At 69.4% G+C, this 14,964-nt stretch carries 18 protein-coding genes and 4 tRNA genes; 1 reads left to right on the top strand and 21 read right to left on the bottom strand.

The features are described from left to right. Positions 1–323 precede the first annotated feature (323 nt). The 20 genes from rplL to ACIRG9_RS17625 all read right to left on the bottom strand — a co-directional run bounded on the left by rplL (position 324) and on the right by ACIRG9_RS17625 (position 14,098). Positions 324–710: a 50S ribosomal protein L7/L12 gene (rplL, locus tag ACIRG9_RS17530; RefSeq protein ID WP_402856589.1), complete on the bottom strand. Its 387-nt coding sequence runs from the start codon at positions 708–710 to the stop codon at positions 324–326. 54 nt (positions 711–764) lie between these two features. Beyond that, positions 765–1,310, bottom strand: coding sequence for a 50S ribosomal protein L10 (gene rplJ / locus ACIRG9_RS17535; RefSeq protein ID WP_402856592.1), 546 nt, complete (start codon positions 1,308–1,310; stop codon positions 765–767). A 334-nt stretch (positions 1,311–1,644) separates the two neighbouring features. Then, on the bottom strand, positions 1,645–2,334 hold the full coding sequence (locus tag ACIRG9_RS17540; protein WP_402856595.1) for a hypothetical protein: 690 nt from the start codon (positions 2,332–2,334) through the stop codon (positions 1,645–1,647). Then, complete coding sequence (locus ACIRG9_RS17545) at positions 2,331–3,131, bottom strand: ATP-binding cassette domain-containing protein (RefSeq protein ID WP_402856598.1); 801 nt, start codon at positions 3,129–3,131, stop codon at positions 2,331–2,333. Before ACIRG9_RS17545 ends, ACIRG9_RS17540 begins: the two co-directional genes overlap by 4 nt. A gap of 77 nt (positions 3,132–3,208) precedes the next feature. Further along, on the bottom strand, positions 3,209–3,925 hold the full coding sequence (gene rplA, locus ACIRG9_RS17550; protein ID WP_402856601.1) for a 50S ribosomal protein L1: 717 nt from the start codon (positions 3,923–3,925) through the stop codon (positions 3,209–3,211). Between the two features lie 83 nt (positions 3,926–4,008). Further along, entirely contained in the window at positions 4,009–4,440 is a 432-nt protein-coding gene (rplK, locus tag ACIRG9_RS17555; RefSeq protein ID WP_402856604.1) for a 50S ribosomal protein L11, read from the bottom strand. Between the two features lie 184 nt (positions 4,441–4,624). Next, positions 4,625–5,347, bottom strand: a complete 723-nt coding sequence (nusG, locus tag ACIRG9_RS17560; protein ID WP_402856607.1) for a transcription termination/antitermination protein NusG — start codon at positions 5,345–5,347, stop codon at positions 4,625–4,627. Positions 5,348–5,382: 35 nt separating this feature from the next. Next, on the bottom strand, positions 5,383–5,775 hold the full coding sequence (gene secE / locus ACIRG9_RS17565; protein ID WP_402856609.1) for a preprotein translocase subunit SecE: 393 nt from the start codon (positions 5,773–5,775) through the stop codon (positions 5,383–5,385). A gap of 213 nt (positions 5,776–5,988) precedes the next feature. Beyond that, a tRNA-Trp gene (locus tag ACIRG9_RS17570) sits at positions 5,989–6,061 on the bottom strand. A 126-nt stretch (positions 6,062–6,187) separates the two neighbouring features. Next, a complete protein-coding gene (locus ACIRG9_RS17575; protein ID WP_402856612.1) occupies positions 6,188–6,580 on the bottom strand; it encodes a MaoC family dehydratase in 393 nt (130 codons plus the stop codon). A 2-nt stretch (positions 6,581–6,582) separates the two neighbouring features. Next, complete coding sequence (locus ACIRG9_RS17580) at positions 6,583–7,029, bottom strand: MaoC family dehydratase N-terminal domain-containing protein (protein ID WP_402856615.1); 447 nt, start codon at positions 7,027–7,029, stop codon at positions 6,583–6,585. A gap of 121 nt (positions 7,030–7,150) precedes the next feature. Further along, positions 7,151–7,318 (bottom strand): 50S ribosomal protein L33, encoded by a 168-nt coding sequence (gene rpmG / locus ACIRG9_RS17585; protein WP_007073056.1) that lies wholly within the window; start codon positions 7,316–7,318, stop codon positions 7,151–7,153. Between the two features lie 130 nt (positions 7,319–7,448). Then, positions 7,449–7,521, bottom strand: a tRNA-Met gene (locus ACIRG9_RS17590). A 25-nt stretch (positions 7,522–7,546) separates the two neighbouring features. Further along, a tRNA-Thr gene (locus ACIRG9_RS17595) sits at positions 7,547–7,619 on the bottom strand. Positions 7,620–7,714: 95 nt separating this feature from the next. After that, positions 7,715–10,243 (bottom strand): putative bifunctional diguanylate cyclase/phosphodiesterase, encoded by a 2,529-nt coding sequence (locus tag ACIRG9_RS17600; RefSeq protein ID WP_402856618.1) that lies wholly within the window; start codon positions 10,241–10,243, stop codon positions 7,715–7,717. A 52-nt stretch (positions 10,244–10,295) separates the two neighbouring features. Then, positions 10,296–10,439, bottom strand: coding sequence for a hypothetical protein (locus ACIRG9_RS17605; RefSeq protein ID WP_402856621.1), 144 nt, complete (start codon positions 10,437–10,439; stop codon positions 10,296–10,298). A 1,186-nt stretch (positions 10,440–11,625) separates the two neighbouring features. After that, positions 11,626–12,183 carry an SET domain-containing protein gene (locus ACIRG9_RS17610; protein WP_402856624.1) on the bottom strand — a complete coding sequence of 186 codons (558 nt, stop codon included), beginning with the start codon at positions 12,181–12,183 and terminating at the stop codon, positions 11,626–11,628. Between the two features lie 31 nt (positions 12,184–12,214). Then, positions 12,215–12,763, bottom strand: coding sequence for a hypothetical protein (locus ACIRG9_RS17615; RefSeq protein WP_402856627.1), 549 nt, complete (start codon positions 12,761–12,763; stop codon positions 12,215–12,217). 251 nt (positions 12,764–13,014) lie between these two features. Further along, on the bottom strand, positions 13,015–13,620 hold the full coding sequence (locus ACIRG9_RS17620) for a hypothetical protein (RefSeq protein WP_402856630.1): 606 nt from the start codon (positions 13,618–13,620) through the stop codon (positions 13,015–13,017). A 394-nt stretch (positions 13,621–14,014) separates the two neighbouring features. Continuing rightward, positions 14,015–14,098 (bottom strand) — tRNA-Tyr (locus ACIRG9_RS17625). Positions 14,099–14,245: 147 nt separating this feature from the next. Here ACIRG9_RS17625 and ACIRG9_RS17630 point away from each other — a divergent pair. Continuing rightward, positions 14,246–14,740: a YajQ family cyclic di-GMP-binding protein gene (locus ACIRG9_RS17630; protein WP_402856633.1), complete on the top strand. Its 495-nt coding sequence runs from the start codon at positions 14,246–14,248 to the stop codon at positions 14,738–14,740. On the opposite strand, the gene ACIRG9_RS17635 is transcribed toward ACIRG9_RS17630, so the two are convergent. Next, entirely contained in the window at positions 14,731–14,880 is a 150-nt protein-coding gene (locus ACIRG9_RS17635; RefSeq protein WP_402856635.1) for a hypothetical protein, read from the bottom strand. The two genes, ACIRG9_RS17630 and ACIRG9_RS17635, sit on opposite strands and share 10 nt — an antisense overlap. Positions 14,881–14,964 lie beyond the last annotated feature (84 nt).

Consider the following 14,964-nt stretch of genomic DNA (forward strand, 5'->3'; position numbering starts at 1 on the left):
GGTGCCGCGGCGGTGGTGCTGCCGTTGCCATACCCGAGAGGTGGCCGTTGCAAGCGCGGAAGGTCTTGCTGGTGCCAGCGTGCCTGTCAGCCCGGTGTCGCGTCAAGGGCCGGTTACAGGTCGAAGTGGCTTTCCCCCCGACGGACTACCGACAGGCGCCGCTCCCAGGCCCCGCGCCGCACGCCGAACGCCCTGCTCACGCCGCTTCCGCCGGGTGCACCACCAACCGCGGCGGGCGGCGATCCGTTCCCGGATCACCGCCCGCCGCGACGCGGTGTGCCCCGACTCACGTGAGCCGGACGCGCGTCAGGTCGACCTCAAGGTCACTTGAGGGTGACCTTGGCGCCCTCGCCCTCGAGCTTGGCCTTGGCCTTCTCGGCGGTCTCCTTGTTGGCCTTCTCCAGGACCGCCTTCGGCGCGGCCTCGACCAGGTCCTTGGCCTCCTTCAGGCCCAGGCCGGTCAGCTCACGCACGACCTTGATGACCTGGATCTTCTTGCCACCGTCGGCGTCGAGGATGACGTCGAACTCGTCCTTCTCCTCCTCGACCGGGGCGGCGGCACCGCCGGCGGCCGGGGCCCCGGCGACGGCGACCGGAGCGGCGGCGGTGACCTCGAAGGTCTCCTCGAACTGCTTCACGAACTCGGAGAGCTCGATCAGCGTCATCTCCTTGAACGCGTCGAGCAGCTCGTCGGTGCTGAGCTTCGCCATGTCTGGCGTCCTTTCCTGAATGGTTAACTAAGAACGTGGGTGCGCCGCGGGGCCTCAGGCCGCCTCGGCGCCCTCCTTCTCGCGCTTGTCCTGCAGGGCGGCCGCCAGACGCGCGGTCTTGGCGAGCGGAGCCTGGAACAGGGCCGCAGCCTTGCTCAGGTTGCCCTTCATGGCGCCGGCCAGCTTCGCCAGCAGCACCTCGCGGGACTCCAGGTCGGCGAGCTTCGTGACCTCGGCCGCGGAAATGGCCTTGCCCTCGAAGACACCGCCCTTGATGACGAGCTTCGGGTTGGCCTTCGCGAAGTCGCGAAGCCCCTTCGCCGCCTCGACGACGTCGCCCGAAACGAAAGTCAGCGCGGTAGGACCGGTGAACAGCTCGTCGAGGCCGGAGATGCCCGCATCGGTCGCGGCACGCTTGGCCAGCGTGTTCTTCGCGACCGTGTAGCTGGTCTCCTTGCCGAGCGAGCGCCGCAGCTGGGTGAGCTGGGTAACCGTGAGTCCGCGGTACTCGGTCAGCACGGTGGCCCCCGCGTTGCGGAAGCTCTCGGTCAGCTCGGCGACGGCCGTGGCCTTGTCGGCCCGGATCGGCTTGTCCGCCATGTCCCTCCTCTCTCGTTGCTCGGAGCTGGTACGCCGGCGACGAGCGGACGCTCGCGACGGCGCGGAGGCATCACGACAACGAGAAAAGCCCCGGCGCAGGGCGCACGGGGCGAGGGCCGGCACCACGGACGCGGTCGGCGGACCACGCACAGCACCGATTTTCGCTTGCCGCCCTGCGCGGGTCGCCCGTCATCGCGGGACCTTCGACCGTGCCGGGGCACGGTGACCAGCGGTCTCTGGGTGGAACTACCCGGCAAGGGTACGTGACGGGTCCGGTCAGCGGCAAATCGACGCCGCCGGAGTGCTCCAGGCCACCTTTTCGGCCGTCTCGGCCTCAGGCGCGGGTGCGGCGGCCCCGGGCGTAGCCGGCGAGCGCCACCGCCGCCCAGGCGAGCGCCCAGCCGGTCAGCAGCAGGCCGGTGGGGGCCGCCAGCGCGCCGGTCAGCGCCCGGGCGGTCGGCATCACCGGCGGCGCCAGCCACGGCGCCACCGAACCGCTCAGTCCCAGCACCAGGGCGCCGACCGCACCGACCGTCAGCACCGCGACACCGTAGCCGGCGCTGCGGGTGATCACCCGGCTGGCCAGCGCGCCCAGTGCCACCGCCGCCGGCAGGGCCAGCAGATGGGCCCAGATGCCGAGGGCGATCCCGGCGGGCACCGGCCGACCGCCGGGCGGGACCTGCCCGGTCACCCCGCCGACCAGCCACGGGAAGACCAGCGCCAGGGCCACCGTGCCGAGCCCGGCAACCGCCGCCGCGACCAGACCGGCGACCTGCTCCCGGACCGGGCCGACCACCACCCGGGCCAGCCGGCGCTGCACGTCCGGCTCCACGTCCAGCAGGATCTTCGTCTGCCACGCCAGCACCGGGAACAGCACCACCGCCGAGACGCCGTATGCCTCCGCCGGCTGGGCCCGGCCACCGCCGTAGAGGACGCCCAGCGCCAGCAGGCCGGCCAGCACCGGTGCCAGCGCGCGTCCGGTACGCAGGAAGCCCGCCAGCCGCAGCCGCACCAGCGCGGTCACCGGGCCACCTCCCGGGCTGGACCGGTCAGGTCCTGCCCCGCCACCACCCCAGCGTCGGGCGGTACGGCGTGGTCGCGTACCCGGAGGACGTGATGGCCGTCGGCGCGCAACCGGGCGACGGTGGCGGCGACCCGGGCGGCCGGGACCGCCAGCTCGACCACGGCCATGGCCGGCTCCTCCGACGACGCCCGCTCGGTGACCGTGCCGTCGGCGACCGTCCACTGCCGGGCGCCGGGCAGCCGGACCGTCTCACCACGGTGGTCGCTGACCAGCACCGTGCCGCCGCCGGCCAGCACCTCGTCGATGAACACCGGCACCAGCTCGCGGGCGGCGGCGTCCAGCCCCTCCCAGGGCTCGTCGAGGACGAGCAGGCCGGGCGGCCGCAGCAACGCCTGGGCCAGGCCGACCTTCTGGGCGGTGCCCTTCGACAACTGTGGCAGCCGGACCCCGTGGAACCGGGCCAGGCCGAGCCGGTCGACCCAGTGCCGCACCGCCCGGTCGGCCTCCGGCCCGGAGAGGCCGGCGACCCGGCCCATCGCGGTGAGGTAGTCCGCCACGGTGAACGGCTGGTCGGCGGGGAAACGCTCCGGCACCCAGCCGACGGCGGCGGGCCGGTCGACCACCCGGCCGCGGGTCGGCCGGAGCCCGCCCGCGGCGAGCTGGAGCAGCGTCGACTTGCCCGCGCCGTTGCGCCCGAGCACCACCGCCGCCTCACCCGGGCCGATCCGCACCTCGGTCTCCCGCAGCACCCACGGGCCGCGCCGGTGGTAGCGCAACCAGACGTCCTCCAGCCGCATGCGACGAGCCTGCCACAGCGGGCAGACGAACGGGGCCCCGCCACGTGGGTGGCGGGGCCCCGTCAGGGCAGTCGTGCTCAGGCCTCGGTCGAGGACTCCTGCAGGTTCTTCACCGCGTTCGGGTCGACCGGGACACCCGGGCCCATGGTGGTGGTGAGGGTGACCTTCTTCAGGTACTTGCCCTTCGCCGCGGACGGCTTCGAGCGCAGCACCTCGTCCAGCACCGCCGCGTAGTTGTCGACCAGCTGGGTCTCGGAGAACGAGGCCTTGCCGATGATCAGGTGGAGGTTGGAGTGCTTGTCCACCCGGAAGGTGATCTTACCGCCCTTGATGTCCGAGACGGCCTTGGCGACGTCCATGGTCACCGTGCCGGTCTTCGGGTTCGGCATCAGGCCGCGCGGGCCCAGGATCCGCGCGATCCGGCCGATCTTGGCCATCTGGTCCGGGGTGGCGATCGCCGCGTCGAAGTCGAGCCAACCACCCTGGATGCGGGCGACCAGCTCGTCGGTGCCCACCTCGTCCGCACCCGCGGCGGCGGCCTCCTCGGCCTTCGCGCCGGCGGCGAAGACGATCACGCGGGCGGTCTTACCGGTGCCGTGCGGCAGGTTGACCGTGCCGCGGACCATCTGGTCCGCCTTGCGGGGGTCGACGCCGAGGCGCATGGCGACCTCGACCGTGGCGTCGAACTTGACGTTGGTGGTCTCCTTGGCCAGCTTGACGGCCTCGGCGGGAGAGTAGAGCTTCGACCGGTCGATGACCTCGGCGGCCTTGCGGTAGCTCTTGCTGCGCTGCATGTCTTGTTACTCCTGTGGTCTTTGGCGGGCGCGCGACGTCCGCGGCCCTCCCACGAACTGATCGAGTGAAGCGGTGACCGAGGTCAGTCGGCGACGTTCAGGCCCATCGACCGGGCGGTGCCGGCGATGATCTTCTCAGCCTGGTCGAGGTCGTTGGCGTTGAGGTCCGCCATCTTCTTCTCGGCGATCTCACGCACCTGGGCGCGGGTCACCGAGCCGACCTTCTCCTTGTCCGGGACGCCCGAGCCCTTCTGCACACCGGCGGCCTTGATCAGCAGCCGGGCGGCGGGCGGGGTCTTCAACACGAAGGTGAAGGTGCGGTCCTCGTAGACGCTGATCTCGGCGGGGACGATGTCGCCCCGCTGCGACTCGGTCTGTGCGTTGTAGGACTTGCAGAACTCCATGATGTTCACGCCGTGCTGGCCGAGCGCGGGGCCGACCGGCGGCGCCGGGGTGGCCTGGCCCGCCGGCAGCTGAAGCGTGAACGTCTTGACGAGCTTCTTCTTCGGAGGCATGTCTCTTCCTGGGGCTTGGAACTGGGATTTTCGCCGGTCCGCGGGCGCACACGGTCAGCGCGCTGCGGACAGCCGACGTTCTAGGGTAGCGCAACCGTCACGCCGCCCCTCGGCCGAGGTCCACGGGACGGGAAACGACACACCGGCGGCGGGCCGGAAGCCCACCGCCGGTGCGAGGCGTACGTCAGATCTTGGCGACCTGGTTGAAGTTGAGCTCGACCGGCGTCTCCCGGCCGAAGATCGACACCAGCACCTTGAGCTTCTGCTGGTCGGCGTTGATCTCGCTGATCGTCGCCGGCAGCGAGGCGAAGGCGCCGTCGGTGACGGTGACCGAGTCACCGACCTCGAAGTCGAGGACCTTGACCTCGGGCTTGGCCTTCTTCTCCACGGTCTCGACCGCCGGAGCCAGCCACTTCAGCACCTCGTCGAGGCTCAGCGGCGCCGGGCGGTCGGCCCGGTCGGTCGCCCCGACGAAGCCGGTCACCCCGGGGGTGTTCCGGACGCAGGAGTAGGACTCGGCGGTCAGCTCCATCCGGACCAGGATGTAGCCCGGAAAGACCTTCGCCTGGACCTGCGACCGCTTGCCGTTCTTGACCTCGACCTCTTCCCGGGTCGGCACCTCGACCTGGTAGATGAAGTCCTCCATGTCGAGGGAGGTGATCCGGGTCTCGAGGTTGGTCTTGACCTTGTTCTCGTAGCCGGCGTACGAGTGCACCACGTACCAGTCGCCGGGCGCGTAGCGCAGCTTCTGGCGCAGCTCGGCGACCGGGTCGAAGTCCTCGTCCGGGGCGGGCTCAGTGGTCGGGAATTCCGGCTCGCTGGCGGCCTCGACCGACTCGTTGTTGGCCGCCGTCGCCACCGTGGACTGCTCGTCCGGGGTCTCGGCGGTCTCGTCGTACTCAGGCACGCTCGCTCACTTCCGTAACTATGGCTGGTCGCCGGTCAGCTGGGGTTGCCGAAGACCCACAGCACCGCCTTCGCGAAGCCGTAGTCCAGGCCGGCCACGATCGCCAGCATCACCGCGACGAAGGTGACCACCACGCCCGTGTAGGTCAGCAGCTCCTTGCGGGTCGGCCAGATGACCTTACGCAGTTCGGCTACGACCTCGCGGAAGAACCGCACGATACGGGCGAAGAGCCCGATCCGATCGGTGTCCTTACGGGTCTTCCGGCCCTCGGTCGACTCGGCACGGGCCCGCTTACGGGTGGCGGTACCGCCCCGCGAGACCGGCTCCTCCTCGCTCGTGGCGTCGTCTTCGGCCGTGTCGTCGACGACCGCGTCCTCAGGCAGACGCTCGTCGCCGGCGTCCTCGCCGCGCCGCTTGTTCTCGGCCACTTCGCCCTCCGTGCGGGATCTCGGGGTCGCACGCCGATGAGCGTGCGCAGCGTGTGGTCACGCCGGCCGGACCAACCGTCCCGCGACGGGCCGCGGCCGGCGGACCGACCGGGAGGGCCCGAATGCCTCGGAACCACCCCGCCGGTGCCACCACCACGGGCCGGACGCCGCCATACGGCGGCGCGACCCACGGGAACGGTCAGGCCTGAGGCGCAGGGGTGACAGGACTTGAACCTGCAGCCTGCGGTTTTGGAGACCGCTGCTCTGCCAATTGAGCTACACCCCTGTGCGGCAACTCACCCCAACCCGAACACGCAGTGCCGGGCGGGGTCACTTACCCCACGGCGGACCAGTGTACGGGTAGTCGGCCCACTTTCCCAACCGGTCTACCCCTCGCGCGTCGACCGACCGGTCAGCGGGGCATCCGGACCGTCGCCCGGGCCTGCGACAGGACCTTCTCCCCGTGGCACGTCGCGGTGACATCGAGCCTGGTCAGACCCGCCTCGGTGACCTCCTTGACCACCGCGTTGACCTCGATCTCGGTGCCCTCGTCGGTGTCCGGCACGACCACCGGGCGGGTGAACCGCACGCCGAAGTCGACCACCGCGTCCGGCGCGCCGGCCCAGGCGGCGACCGCCCGGCCGACCAGCGCCATGGTGAACATGCCGTGGGCGATGACCCCGGGCAGGCCGACCTTGGTGGCGGTGCGGTCACTCCAGTGGATCGGGTTGAAGTCGCCCGAGGCACCCGCGTAGCGGACCAGGTCCGCACGGGTCACCTGGAACGTCTGGGTGGGCAGTTCCACGGTCAGGCCTCCCCGCGTACGACGATCTTGGACCAGACGGCCACCACCGGCTCGCCGGCGGCGGTGATCACGTCCGTGCGGGTGGTCAGGAAGCCGTGTCCGCCCCGGTTGGTGATCTCCTCGATGGTGTTGACGCAGACCAGCTCGTCACCGGCCACCACCGGCCGGGTGTACGCGAACCGCTGGTCGCCGTGGACGACCCGGCTGTAGTCGACGCCGAGCGCCGGGTCCTCGACGATCTGCCGGCTGGCGGCCATGGTCACGATCACCGGGAAGGTCGGCGGGGCGACCACGTCGGAGTGACCGAGCGCCCGGGCGGCCGCCGGGTCGTGGTGGGCCGGGTCGGTGGCGCCGATGGCGGTGGCGAACTCGCGGATCTTTTCTCGGCCCACCTGGTAGGGGGCGGTCGGCGGATAGGTCCGGCCGACGAAGGACGGGTCCAGGGACATGCCGCGAACCTACACGGAACGCACAAACGCCGACCCGTACGGGCTGGCGGCACTGGGCCACCGTCCGTGCGGATCGGCGTTCGAAAGTGTGCGGAACCGGGCCGGCGGGGCCGGCCGAGGGTCAGCGGGTCTCGCGGTGGACCGTGTGCCGACCGTCGCGCGGGCAGAACTTCTTCAGCTCGATGCGGTCCGGGTCGTTACGACGGTTCTTGCGCGTGATGTAGTTGCGCTCCTTGCACTCCACACACGCCAAAGTGATCTTCGGCCGGACATCGGTCGCCTTCGCCACGGCGGAGTGCCTTCCTCGCTAACGGGTAACAACTACAGCGCATGAGACTACGCCGTTACTGCGCAGACATGCAAAGTGGGCGCCTACGGCGCCCAACCCACCGACCACCGGGTAACCCGGAGGACGAGAGTAGCGGTGGCCGGACTTGAACCGGCGACACAGCGATTATGAGCCGCTTGCTCTGCCATCTGAGCTACACCGCCGTGACGGGCCCAGCCGGACCCTCTGAGCCCCCTTACGGAATCGAACCGTAGACCTTCTCCTTACCATGGAGACGCTCTGCCGACTGAGCTAAGGGGGCCTACCCGATCACCCCGTGGGGTGTCGCGCAGGGGAAACAGTACACGACCTCGCCGCCGAGGTGAAATCGGATCCCCCATACCGGGTACGGGCAGCTCAGGGCACCACGCGCAGGCGGGGCAGCTCGCCGGCGGGGATCGCCTCCGGGTCGGCCTGGGCACCGAACCAGGTCTCCAGCCGCTCATACGGCAGCGGCCGGCTGAACAGGAAGCCCTGGCCGATCTCGCAGCCGATGTCCTGGAGCAGCTCCAGGGTCAGCTCGCTCTCCACACCCTCGGCCACCACGGCCAGCCCGAACTGCTGGGAGAGCGTCACCACGGCGTTCACGATGGCCAGGTCACCCGGATCGGTCGCCATCCCCTGCACGAACGACCGGTCGACCTTCACCTCGTTCACCGGCAGCCGGCGCAGCTGGGCCAGCGACGAGTTGCCGGTGCCGAAGTCGTCCACCGAGAGCCGGACACCGAGGTCACGCAGGCGCCGCAGGGTGGGTATCGGACGTTCGGTGCCGTCCAGCACGCCGGACTCGGTGATCTCCAGGGTGAGCCGCTGCGGCGCCACACCGTACTCGTCGAGAAGCTCTCGCACCAGGGTGGGGAAGTGCTGATCGGTGAGGGTACGAGCGGCGAGGTTGACCGACACGGCCAGCGGTTGCTCGCCATGGCTCCAGTCCCGGCTGCGGCGCAGGCTCTCCCGAAGCACGAACTCGGTGAGCCGCCCCAGCTGGCCGGTGTGCTCGGCCACCGCGACGAAGTCGTCCGGGGCAACCGCGCCGTGCGCCGGGTGCTCCCAGCGAGCCAGGCACTCCACTCCGACCAGACAACGGTCGCGCAGCGTCACCTTGGGCTGGAAGTACACCTCCAGCTCGCCGTCGTCGAGCGCGCGGCGAAGATCGCCGGCCAGGCCCAGCCGGCGCAGCGAGCGGGACTCCAGCGCCGGGCTGTAGAGCTGGACGCTGCCCGGGACCGATTTGGCGGCCGTCGCGGCCAGGTCCACCCGCTGGAGGAGGGCCACCGCATCGCTGCCGTGTTCCGGGTGCACGGCCACCCCGACGGCGGTGTCCACGTCCAGGGTGAGCGCGTCGAAGACCATCACGTCGCGGATCTGCTCACGGAGCCGCCCGGCCAACTCCAGCGCCGCCTCGGCGCTCTCCAGCCGCAGCGTCACCAGGAACTCGTCGCCGCCGGCCCGGCCGACCAGCGCCGAGGAGGGTGCGCAGACGCGCAGCCGTTCGGCGACCTCGACGAGAACCTTGTCACCGGCGGCGTGGCCGAGCGTCTCGTTCACCTGGCGCAGCCGGTCGACGTCGAACAGCAGCAGCGCCACCACCTCGCCCGGCGCGGCGATCTTCACCGCCTCGGCCACCGAAGCGGTGACCCGCCGCCGGTTGGGCAGCTTGGTCAGCGCGTCGTGGGTCGCGTCGTGCCGTAGCCGGTCGACCAGGCGGGAGTTTTCCAGAGCAACCGCAACGTGCGCGGCGACCGTCTCCAGCAGCGGCACGTCCGTGCGGACGAACGAGTTGCTGGCACCGAGGCGGTTGGCCACCTCCAGCGTGCCGACCACCGCCTGACCCGAGCGCAGCGGAACGGCGATCACGTCCTTGACCCGCAGATCGGACAGATCGTCCCGCAGCATGGGGTCGGGCACCGAGCCACGCGTCAGGATGACCGCACGGCCCTCCCGCCGGGCCCGTTCGCGTAGCGCCGGCGAGGTCGGCGCCACGTCGAGCAGCCCGGAGTCCGCGATCCGGGAGGTCAGCAGGACCTCCGGGTGCCGGCCCTGGGCGGGCAGCCAGAGGGTGGCGTACTCCGCCTGCATCAGGGCCCGGACCCGAACGAGCAGGGCGTCGGCGAGGGTTCCGTCCTGCCCACTAGCGCTGATCGCCCGGCTCAACTCGTACATGTCGGAAAGGGTGCGATGCTGCCGGAAGAACTGCGCGTAGGCACGGTAGACGAGGGTCAGCGCGGTGGTCAGCGCCGCCAGCAGGAGCAACGACCACCAGGTTGCGGTGATCAGGATCAGGATGATCAGACCAGCGACGACGTTGATTCCGGGGGCGAGAAACAACGACGGCGACTTCCGGAAGGCATCCCGGCCTGTCTGCCAGCCCTGCAGAAGCGTGTACACGGCCGCCACCGAGCTGATACTGACCACGTTCACCACGATGGCGGCCACGAGGAGCGTGAGCCAGATTCGCGGCCCGATCCCCTCCATCGGGGGAAACGCCTGCAGAATCAAGACGGCGAGCGACGACCCTGCAGCCGCGCGGGCAACGTTGAACCACAGCTTGGTGGTGTCCATCCGATGCCAGAGATGGGTGACGACTGCGGCCAGCGTGTAGATGACGACGACGGTGAGCGGTCGGATGAGGTAGAAGGCGAGGACGAGCGGAATCTCGGTGAGAGTCACCCCGACCGACTGGCGCCGGACGGTGAAGTTGAGTACCGGCAGCCCTGCGGCCACCATCGCGACCAGTAACAACCCACCCAGCAGCCAGTCGCCGAACGGGGGGCGAGCAACCAGGCTCGTGATCGTGGAGCAGACGACAGCGAACAGGAACAGCGGGCCGGTGATCAGCCAGGCATGGTCGTCCGAGCGGGAACGCTTGGTGCCCGGTCCCGCCATGGCCGTTCCCCTTCGTCGACCCCTCGACTGCCTCAGAGCGAACGGTGATCCGTCAGCGAGGGGCGGGCATGTTCCAGATGATGTCCGAGGTATGTGTTCTACCCAGCTCTGCGCTGCCGCCGAGAACGACGCCGCTCAGCGCGGCCGCGAGCGCCAGGAATGAGCCAAGCAGCCGGCCCAGCCTTCGACCAGACATGTTTGCTCCTGTCGGGGAAGTGCCACAAGGATGGTGGAGGTTCCACGATCGTGCCACAACAGTGGGGACCCGCAAAGCGGACGGACGGCTGATCGGGCCTCGGCCCCACAGGCCGAGCGGTCGGCTGCGGCAATTCAGCAGCCGGCGGCGGCAGGGGGCACGCCCGACGTTCATATCCCGCGGGTTCGGCCTTTACCCGCATTTCCAACCTTAGCCCCGAGGCGGGATCATTGCCAAAGGGCGCACCACACGGGACGTTGCACGCGGACCGGTCAACCGGAGCGCGCTGGCGCGGCTCGCGGAACACATGCGGAGGCGCCCGGTGCGGAAACCTCGCGGCGACCCAGGCGCGAATGCCGCTCCACCAGACGGATGCGAGGATTTCATCGACACCAGCATGCCCCCTTGAGCCGCGCCGCGCCAGATCCCGACGATGGCCGTCACCGACAGTGAGGTCCGGCGCGAGCCAGCCTGGCTGGAGCGTTCTGACGAGTCAGCGCGCGCCCGGTGGATCGCAGCGAGGCATCACTCTGAGAGCACAGCAGTCCAGACGGGCCCCAGTTCCCGGCCGGGGTTATCGGGATATCAAGCGCGGCGTCAAGGCTCGCCACGGCGTCCAAGCGCCACTTTCGATCCGTCACCCCGCATTGAACCAGGTCCTGCGGCGTGGGGGTTGAACCCATTCGTATCGGGGTTCGCCCAGCTCACGTAGCGCTCAAGAGTCCGATGCAGCTGGTCAAGCCGTGCAGTTGCCTGCTCCGGCGTCAAGTCAGCGCCGACGACGGGAAGGTGGGCAGGTTCCGCCGTTTGGCCCACGATTCTCGGCCCGCCCGGCCAGATCAGGACAGTGATGGCCCGACGAGGATCTTCGTCCACTGCGGATTCCGACCTAACCCGCAAACCGATCATCAGGCCCTCCGGGGGTCCTTGCCCATGAAACAGGAACAGTCCGGCTGCGAGGAGTCGCGATGTGACCTTGTCGGATCAGTCCAACCACAACCCAACGCCCGACGCGAGCGCGAACAGGAACCCCACGAGCTGCGTCGTCCGGAGGCGTGGACGCTTCATGCGGTGAGTCTAGTTTTGATCGACAAGATGCCGAATCTCCGAAGCCCGCAACGGCGTACGGAGAACCTGGGTGCCGTCGCGTGCGCACCACGTCGGCCCGGCGCAGGTGGACCACGCCTCACCGATGGTGATCGGTCTGGCACGGTGGTTCGTGCCTGCTGATCAGTTCGAGGAGGGCGGGCACCCAGTGCATGCCGTAGCGGCGGCGGAGTTCGGCCAATTGCCAGTCCCCGCCGGTCACCACGCCACGACACAAAGCTGAGCGACATCGACAAGGCATCCTGAAGTCGCTGCCGGCGGTACTCGTACCGTAGTCGTTCGTCAGCTCTTCACCCCGCTTGATGTCACGGCGCGCGGCCAGGATGTAAGCGTCGACCCACCAGAGATTCGGCTCGCAACTGTGGTTGCCTTTGCCGTTCGGGCGGCCAGGCGGCAGCACAAGGTGCAGCGTCTCGGTCACCGCGATGGTGTCGATGTACGGACGGTCAGGCTGCCGCGCGGCGCTGTCGAGCAGGTCCTTCAAGACCGGCCAGGTGACCAGGTGGCCACCGAGGCGTGATACCACCATGCCCGCCGCGATCGGGGCTCGGGCGAACAGCCCTTCGCCCGCGATCGAAGAGGGACGCACCTCAACATCTGGGTGCAGCCAGCAGTCAGGCTCTGGGTTGTCCAACATCCGTCCACCTTGTCCCGCTCTGCGCTCCATCTCAATCAGGCAGACCGCCGCTACGGGGAAGACCCTTCCTCGACCACCCGCCACCCAAGGGCAGCCGAACCAGATTTCGAATGGCCGGGACCGTCGGCCGGGCCGGAGCCGTACTCGCGGGGTTCGGCAGCCCGGTGGCGGCCGGGCAGGCCGGCAGCGTCTCGATCCGCGCGGCGGCGCTCGGCCGCCCCAGATCCAGGAAGGTGATCTGGTCACACCGGTTGGCGGACGAGCCGTACCAAACCCTGTAGACGACCACGGTAAGCGACGGAACCCGGTGGATCTCCCGCACTGCCACGCCCATTGACTGCCCGAGGGCGACGAGGTGCTCGTCGCTCGGCACGATCTCCCCGTCGGCGATCACCGCGTCGGCATAGAGCCGGAGCCGTCGATCCAACTCCGCCGCCTCCGCCAGCGCGCGAGCCTCAGTGTTCTTCCGGAACTGCCACCACATCATCTGCCACCCGGCGAGCGCACCGGCACCACAGACCAGCAGCACCACCACCAACACCGCCGGCCAAACAGACACCCGCTCGACTTGTCGCCCCACCGCCACCTCCCCCGATCGAGTCGGCCCGCAGAGATCGACGCAGGCGCACATCCGGATCAGTTGTAGCCCGTTCCCGGCAATCGCGGCGTCACGGCATTGGCATACGTCACCGCATCGTGTCCTTCGGGTAAAAGGCGGCCTGTTACAGAGACATCAGCGGATCGGCCGCCCTTTCTCCATCGCACCAGGGCGCCCTCGATCTTGGCCTCTCCGTGGCTCGCTACGGTCCGGCCCTACGCCACCGACCAGGGCTAGCCAGCGACGGCCGCGCCGGACGCCGGGCAATCCTCGGTCGTCGTGTCGGACTTGTCGCACAGGAGGACCTCCCACTCCACGAAGAGTGAGTGTTCACGGCCGGCCGAGGTGTACCAGATCACGATGCCGTGGTTGCCCGCCGTCTGGGTGCCGGGCCTGGCGTACTGCAGGAGGAGTGAGTAGTAACGCGTGATCGGAGAATCGTCGGGCTTGTCCGGGTCGGGGCACCGCCCGTTCAGAACCAATGGTTTGGTGATTTGGGCGCCGTATTCGGTGATGGCCTTGTGGCCCTCCCCAAACCCGGACGCGCGAGCCTCGTGCGTCGGCATGGCCGCGAACTGCTCCAGCTCGAGGCCGCCGAACGCCTCGCGCGACTCGACGCGAGTTACTTCCACCTTCCCGGGCCGGTCGACGCATACCACAAGATCACTCACCGTGGTCGACTGGTTCGGGGCGACATCGTCATAGATCACCCCGGCTCGGGCGTCGTCGCCAGCGTAGAGGTGGGGGTAGTCGGCTGCGGCTCCGCCGATGAGCCCGCACGCCGACAGTGCCACGCCGGTGAGACCAGCTGCCATCGAACGCGCGAAGCCTCGTTTCATCTCCGTGCTCTCCTTAACCCAGGCTCCGGACGCTCTGTGTTGCCGTATTGCCCTCCGGGATCAAGGGGGCTCGCAAGCGGGTCGGTCGGCCGGCCGCGCTGAAGGCGACCAGGACGCCGAGGACCTCGGCTCCGCCCGAACCCCGCCCCTTCTCAGAGGTCGGCCGCGAATTTCCCTCGCCCGGGCACCGCAGGGGCTGCCAGCCTCCCCCGGCGGCCCAAGGTCGCCGTGCCGCGGCTCACACGCGTTCGGCGGCGACCCGAGCGGCCATCGGATCGGCGACACGTATGCGACACAGCCAGCGAGACGAAGCGATTTTTGGTGGGCTCTGAGCGAGACCAACGACTACGGCCCCCGATCAGCATCTCTGCTGGTCAGGGGCCGTTCTCTCGCCTGGTGGCGGGTAGAGGATTCGAACCTCTGTAGCTTTCGCGACGGATTTACAGTCCGCTCCCATTGGCCGCTCGGGCAACCCGCCAGGGCGTGCCACCGCGCGGAACGCGGCAGCGGAAGCAAGGATAGCGGTTGCCCCCGGGACTTTCGCAAGCGGGTACCGTCAGGGGGTCCCACCGCTGGTCAGTGGGGGACGGAACAGGACAGACCGCCGGACAGCAGGAGCATGAGCATGGCAGCGAACCCGTCGTTCGACATCGTGAGCAAGGTCGACCGGCAGGAGGTCGACAACGCCCTCCGCCAGGCGGAGAAGGAGCTCGCGACGCGGTTCGACTTCCGCGGAACCGGCGCGGAGATCTCCTGGTCGGGCGAGGAGGCGATCAGCCTCCAGGCCGAGACCGAGGAGCGGGTCCGCGCCGCTCTGGAGGTCTTCAAGGAGAAGCTGATCAAGCGGAACATCTCGCTCAAGTCGCTGGACGCCGGCGAGCCGCGCCCCTCGGGCAAGATCTTCAAGATCGACGCCAAGGTGGTCCAGGGGATCGACTCGGACAAGGCCAAGGCGATCAGCAAGAAGATTCGTGAGGAGGGCCCGAAGGGCGTCCAGGCCCAGATCCAGGGCGACCAGCTGCGGGTCACCGGCAAGAAGAAAGACGATCTCCAGGCCGTCATCGCGCTGCTGAAGGCCGAGGACTTCGGCGTCGCCCTTCAGTTCACCAACTACCGGTAAGCCTCGCCGGTCAGCAGATCGTCATCCGCCTGCGGCCTGGGCGGGCATCGTCGCTGATGGCCGTCGTTCGTCACCACCGTCTGACGATCGACGGCCATGCGACGGCCCGCGGCAAGGGTGAGCTGCGCGAGGTTGATCACGTAACTCGGTTGATCCACTCCGTGCCGCGCAAACGGCGGTAACCGGCACTTGCCGAGACCACCACATCCCGCAGATGGAGTCGA

The sequence above is a fragment of the Micromonospora sp. NPDC093277 genome, from assembly GCF_044765245.1.
Classification (GTDB): domain Bacteria; phylum Actinomycetota; class Actinomycetes; order Mycobacteriales; family Micromonosporaceae; genus Micromonospora.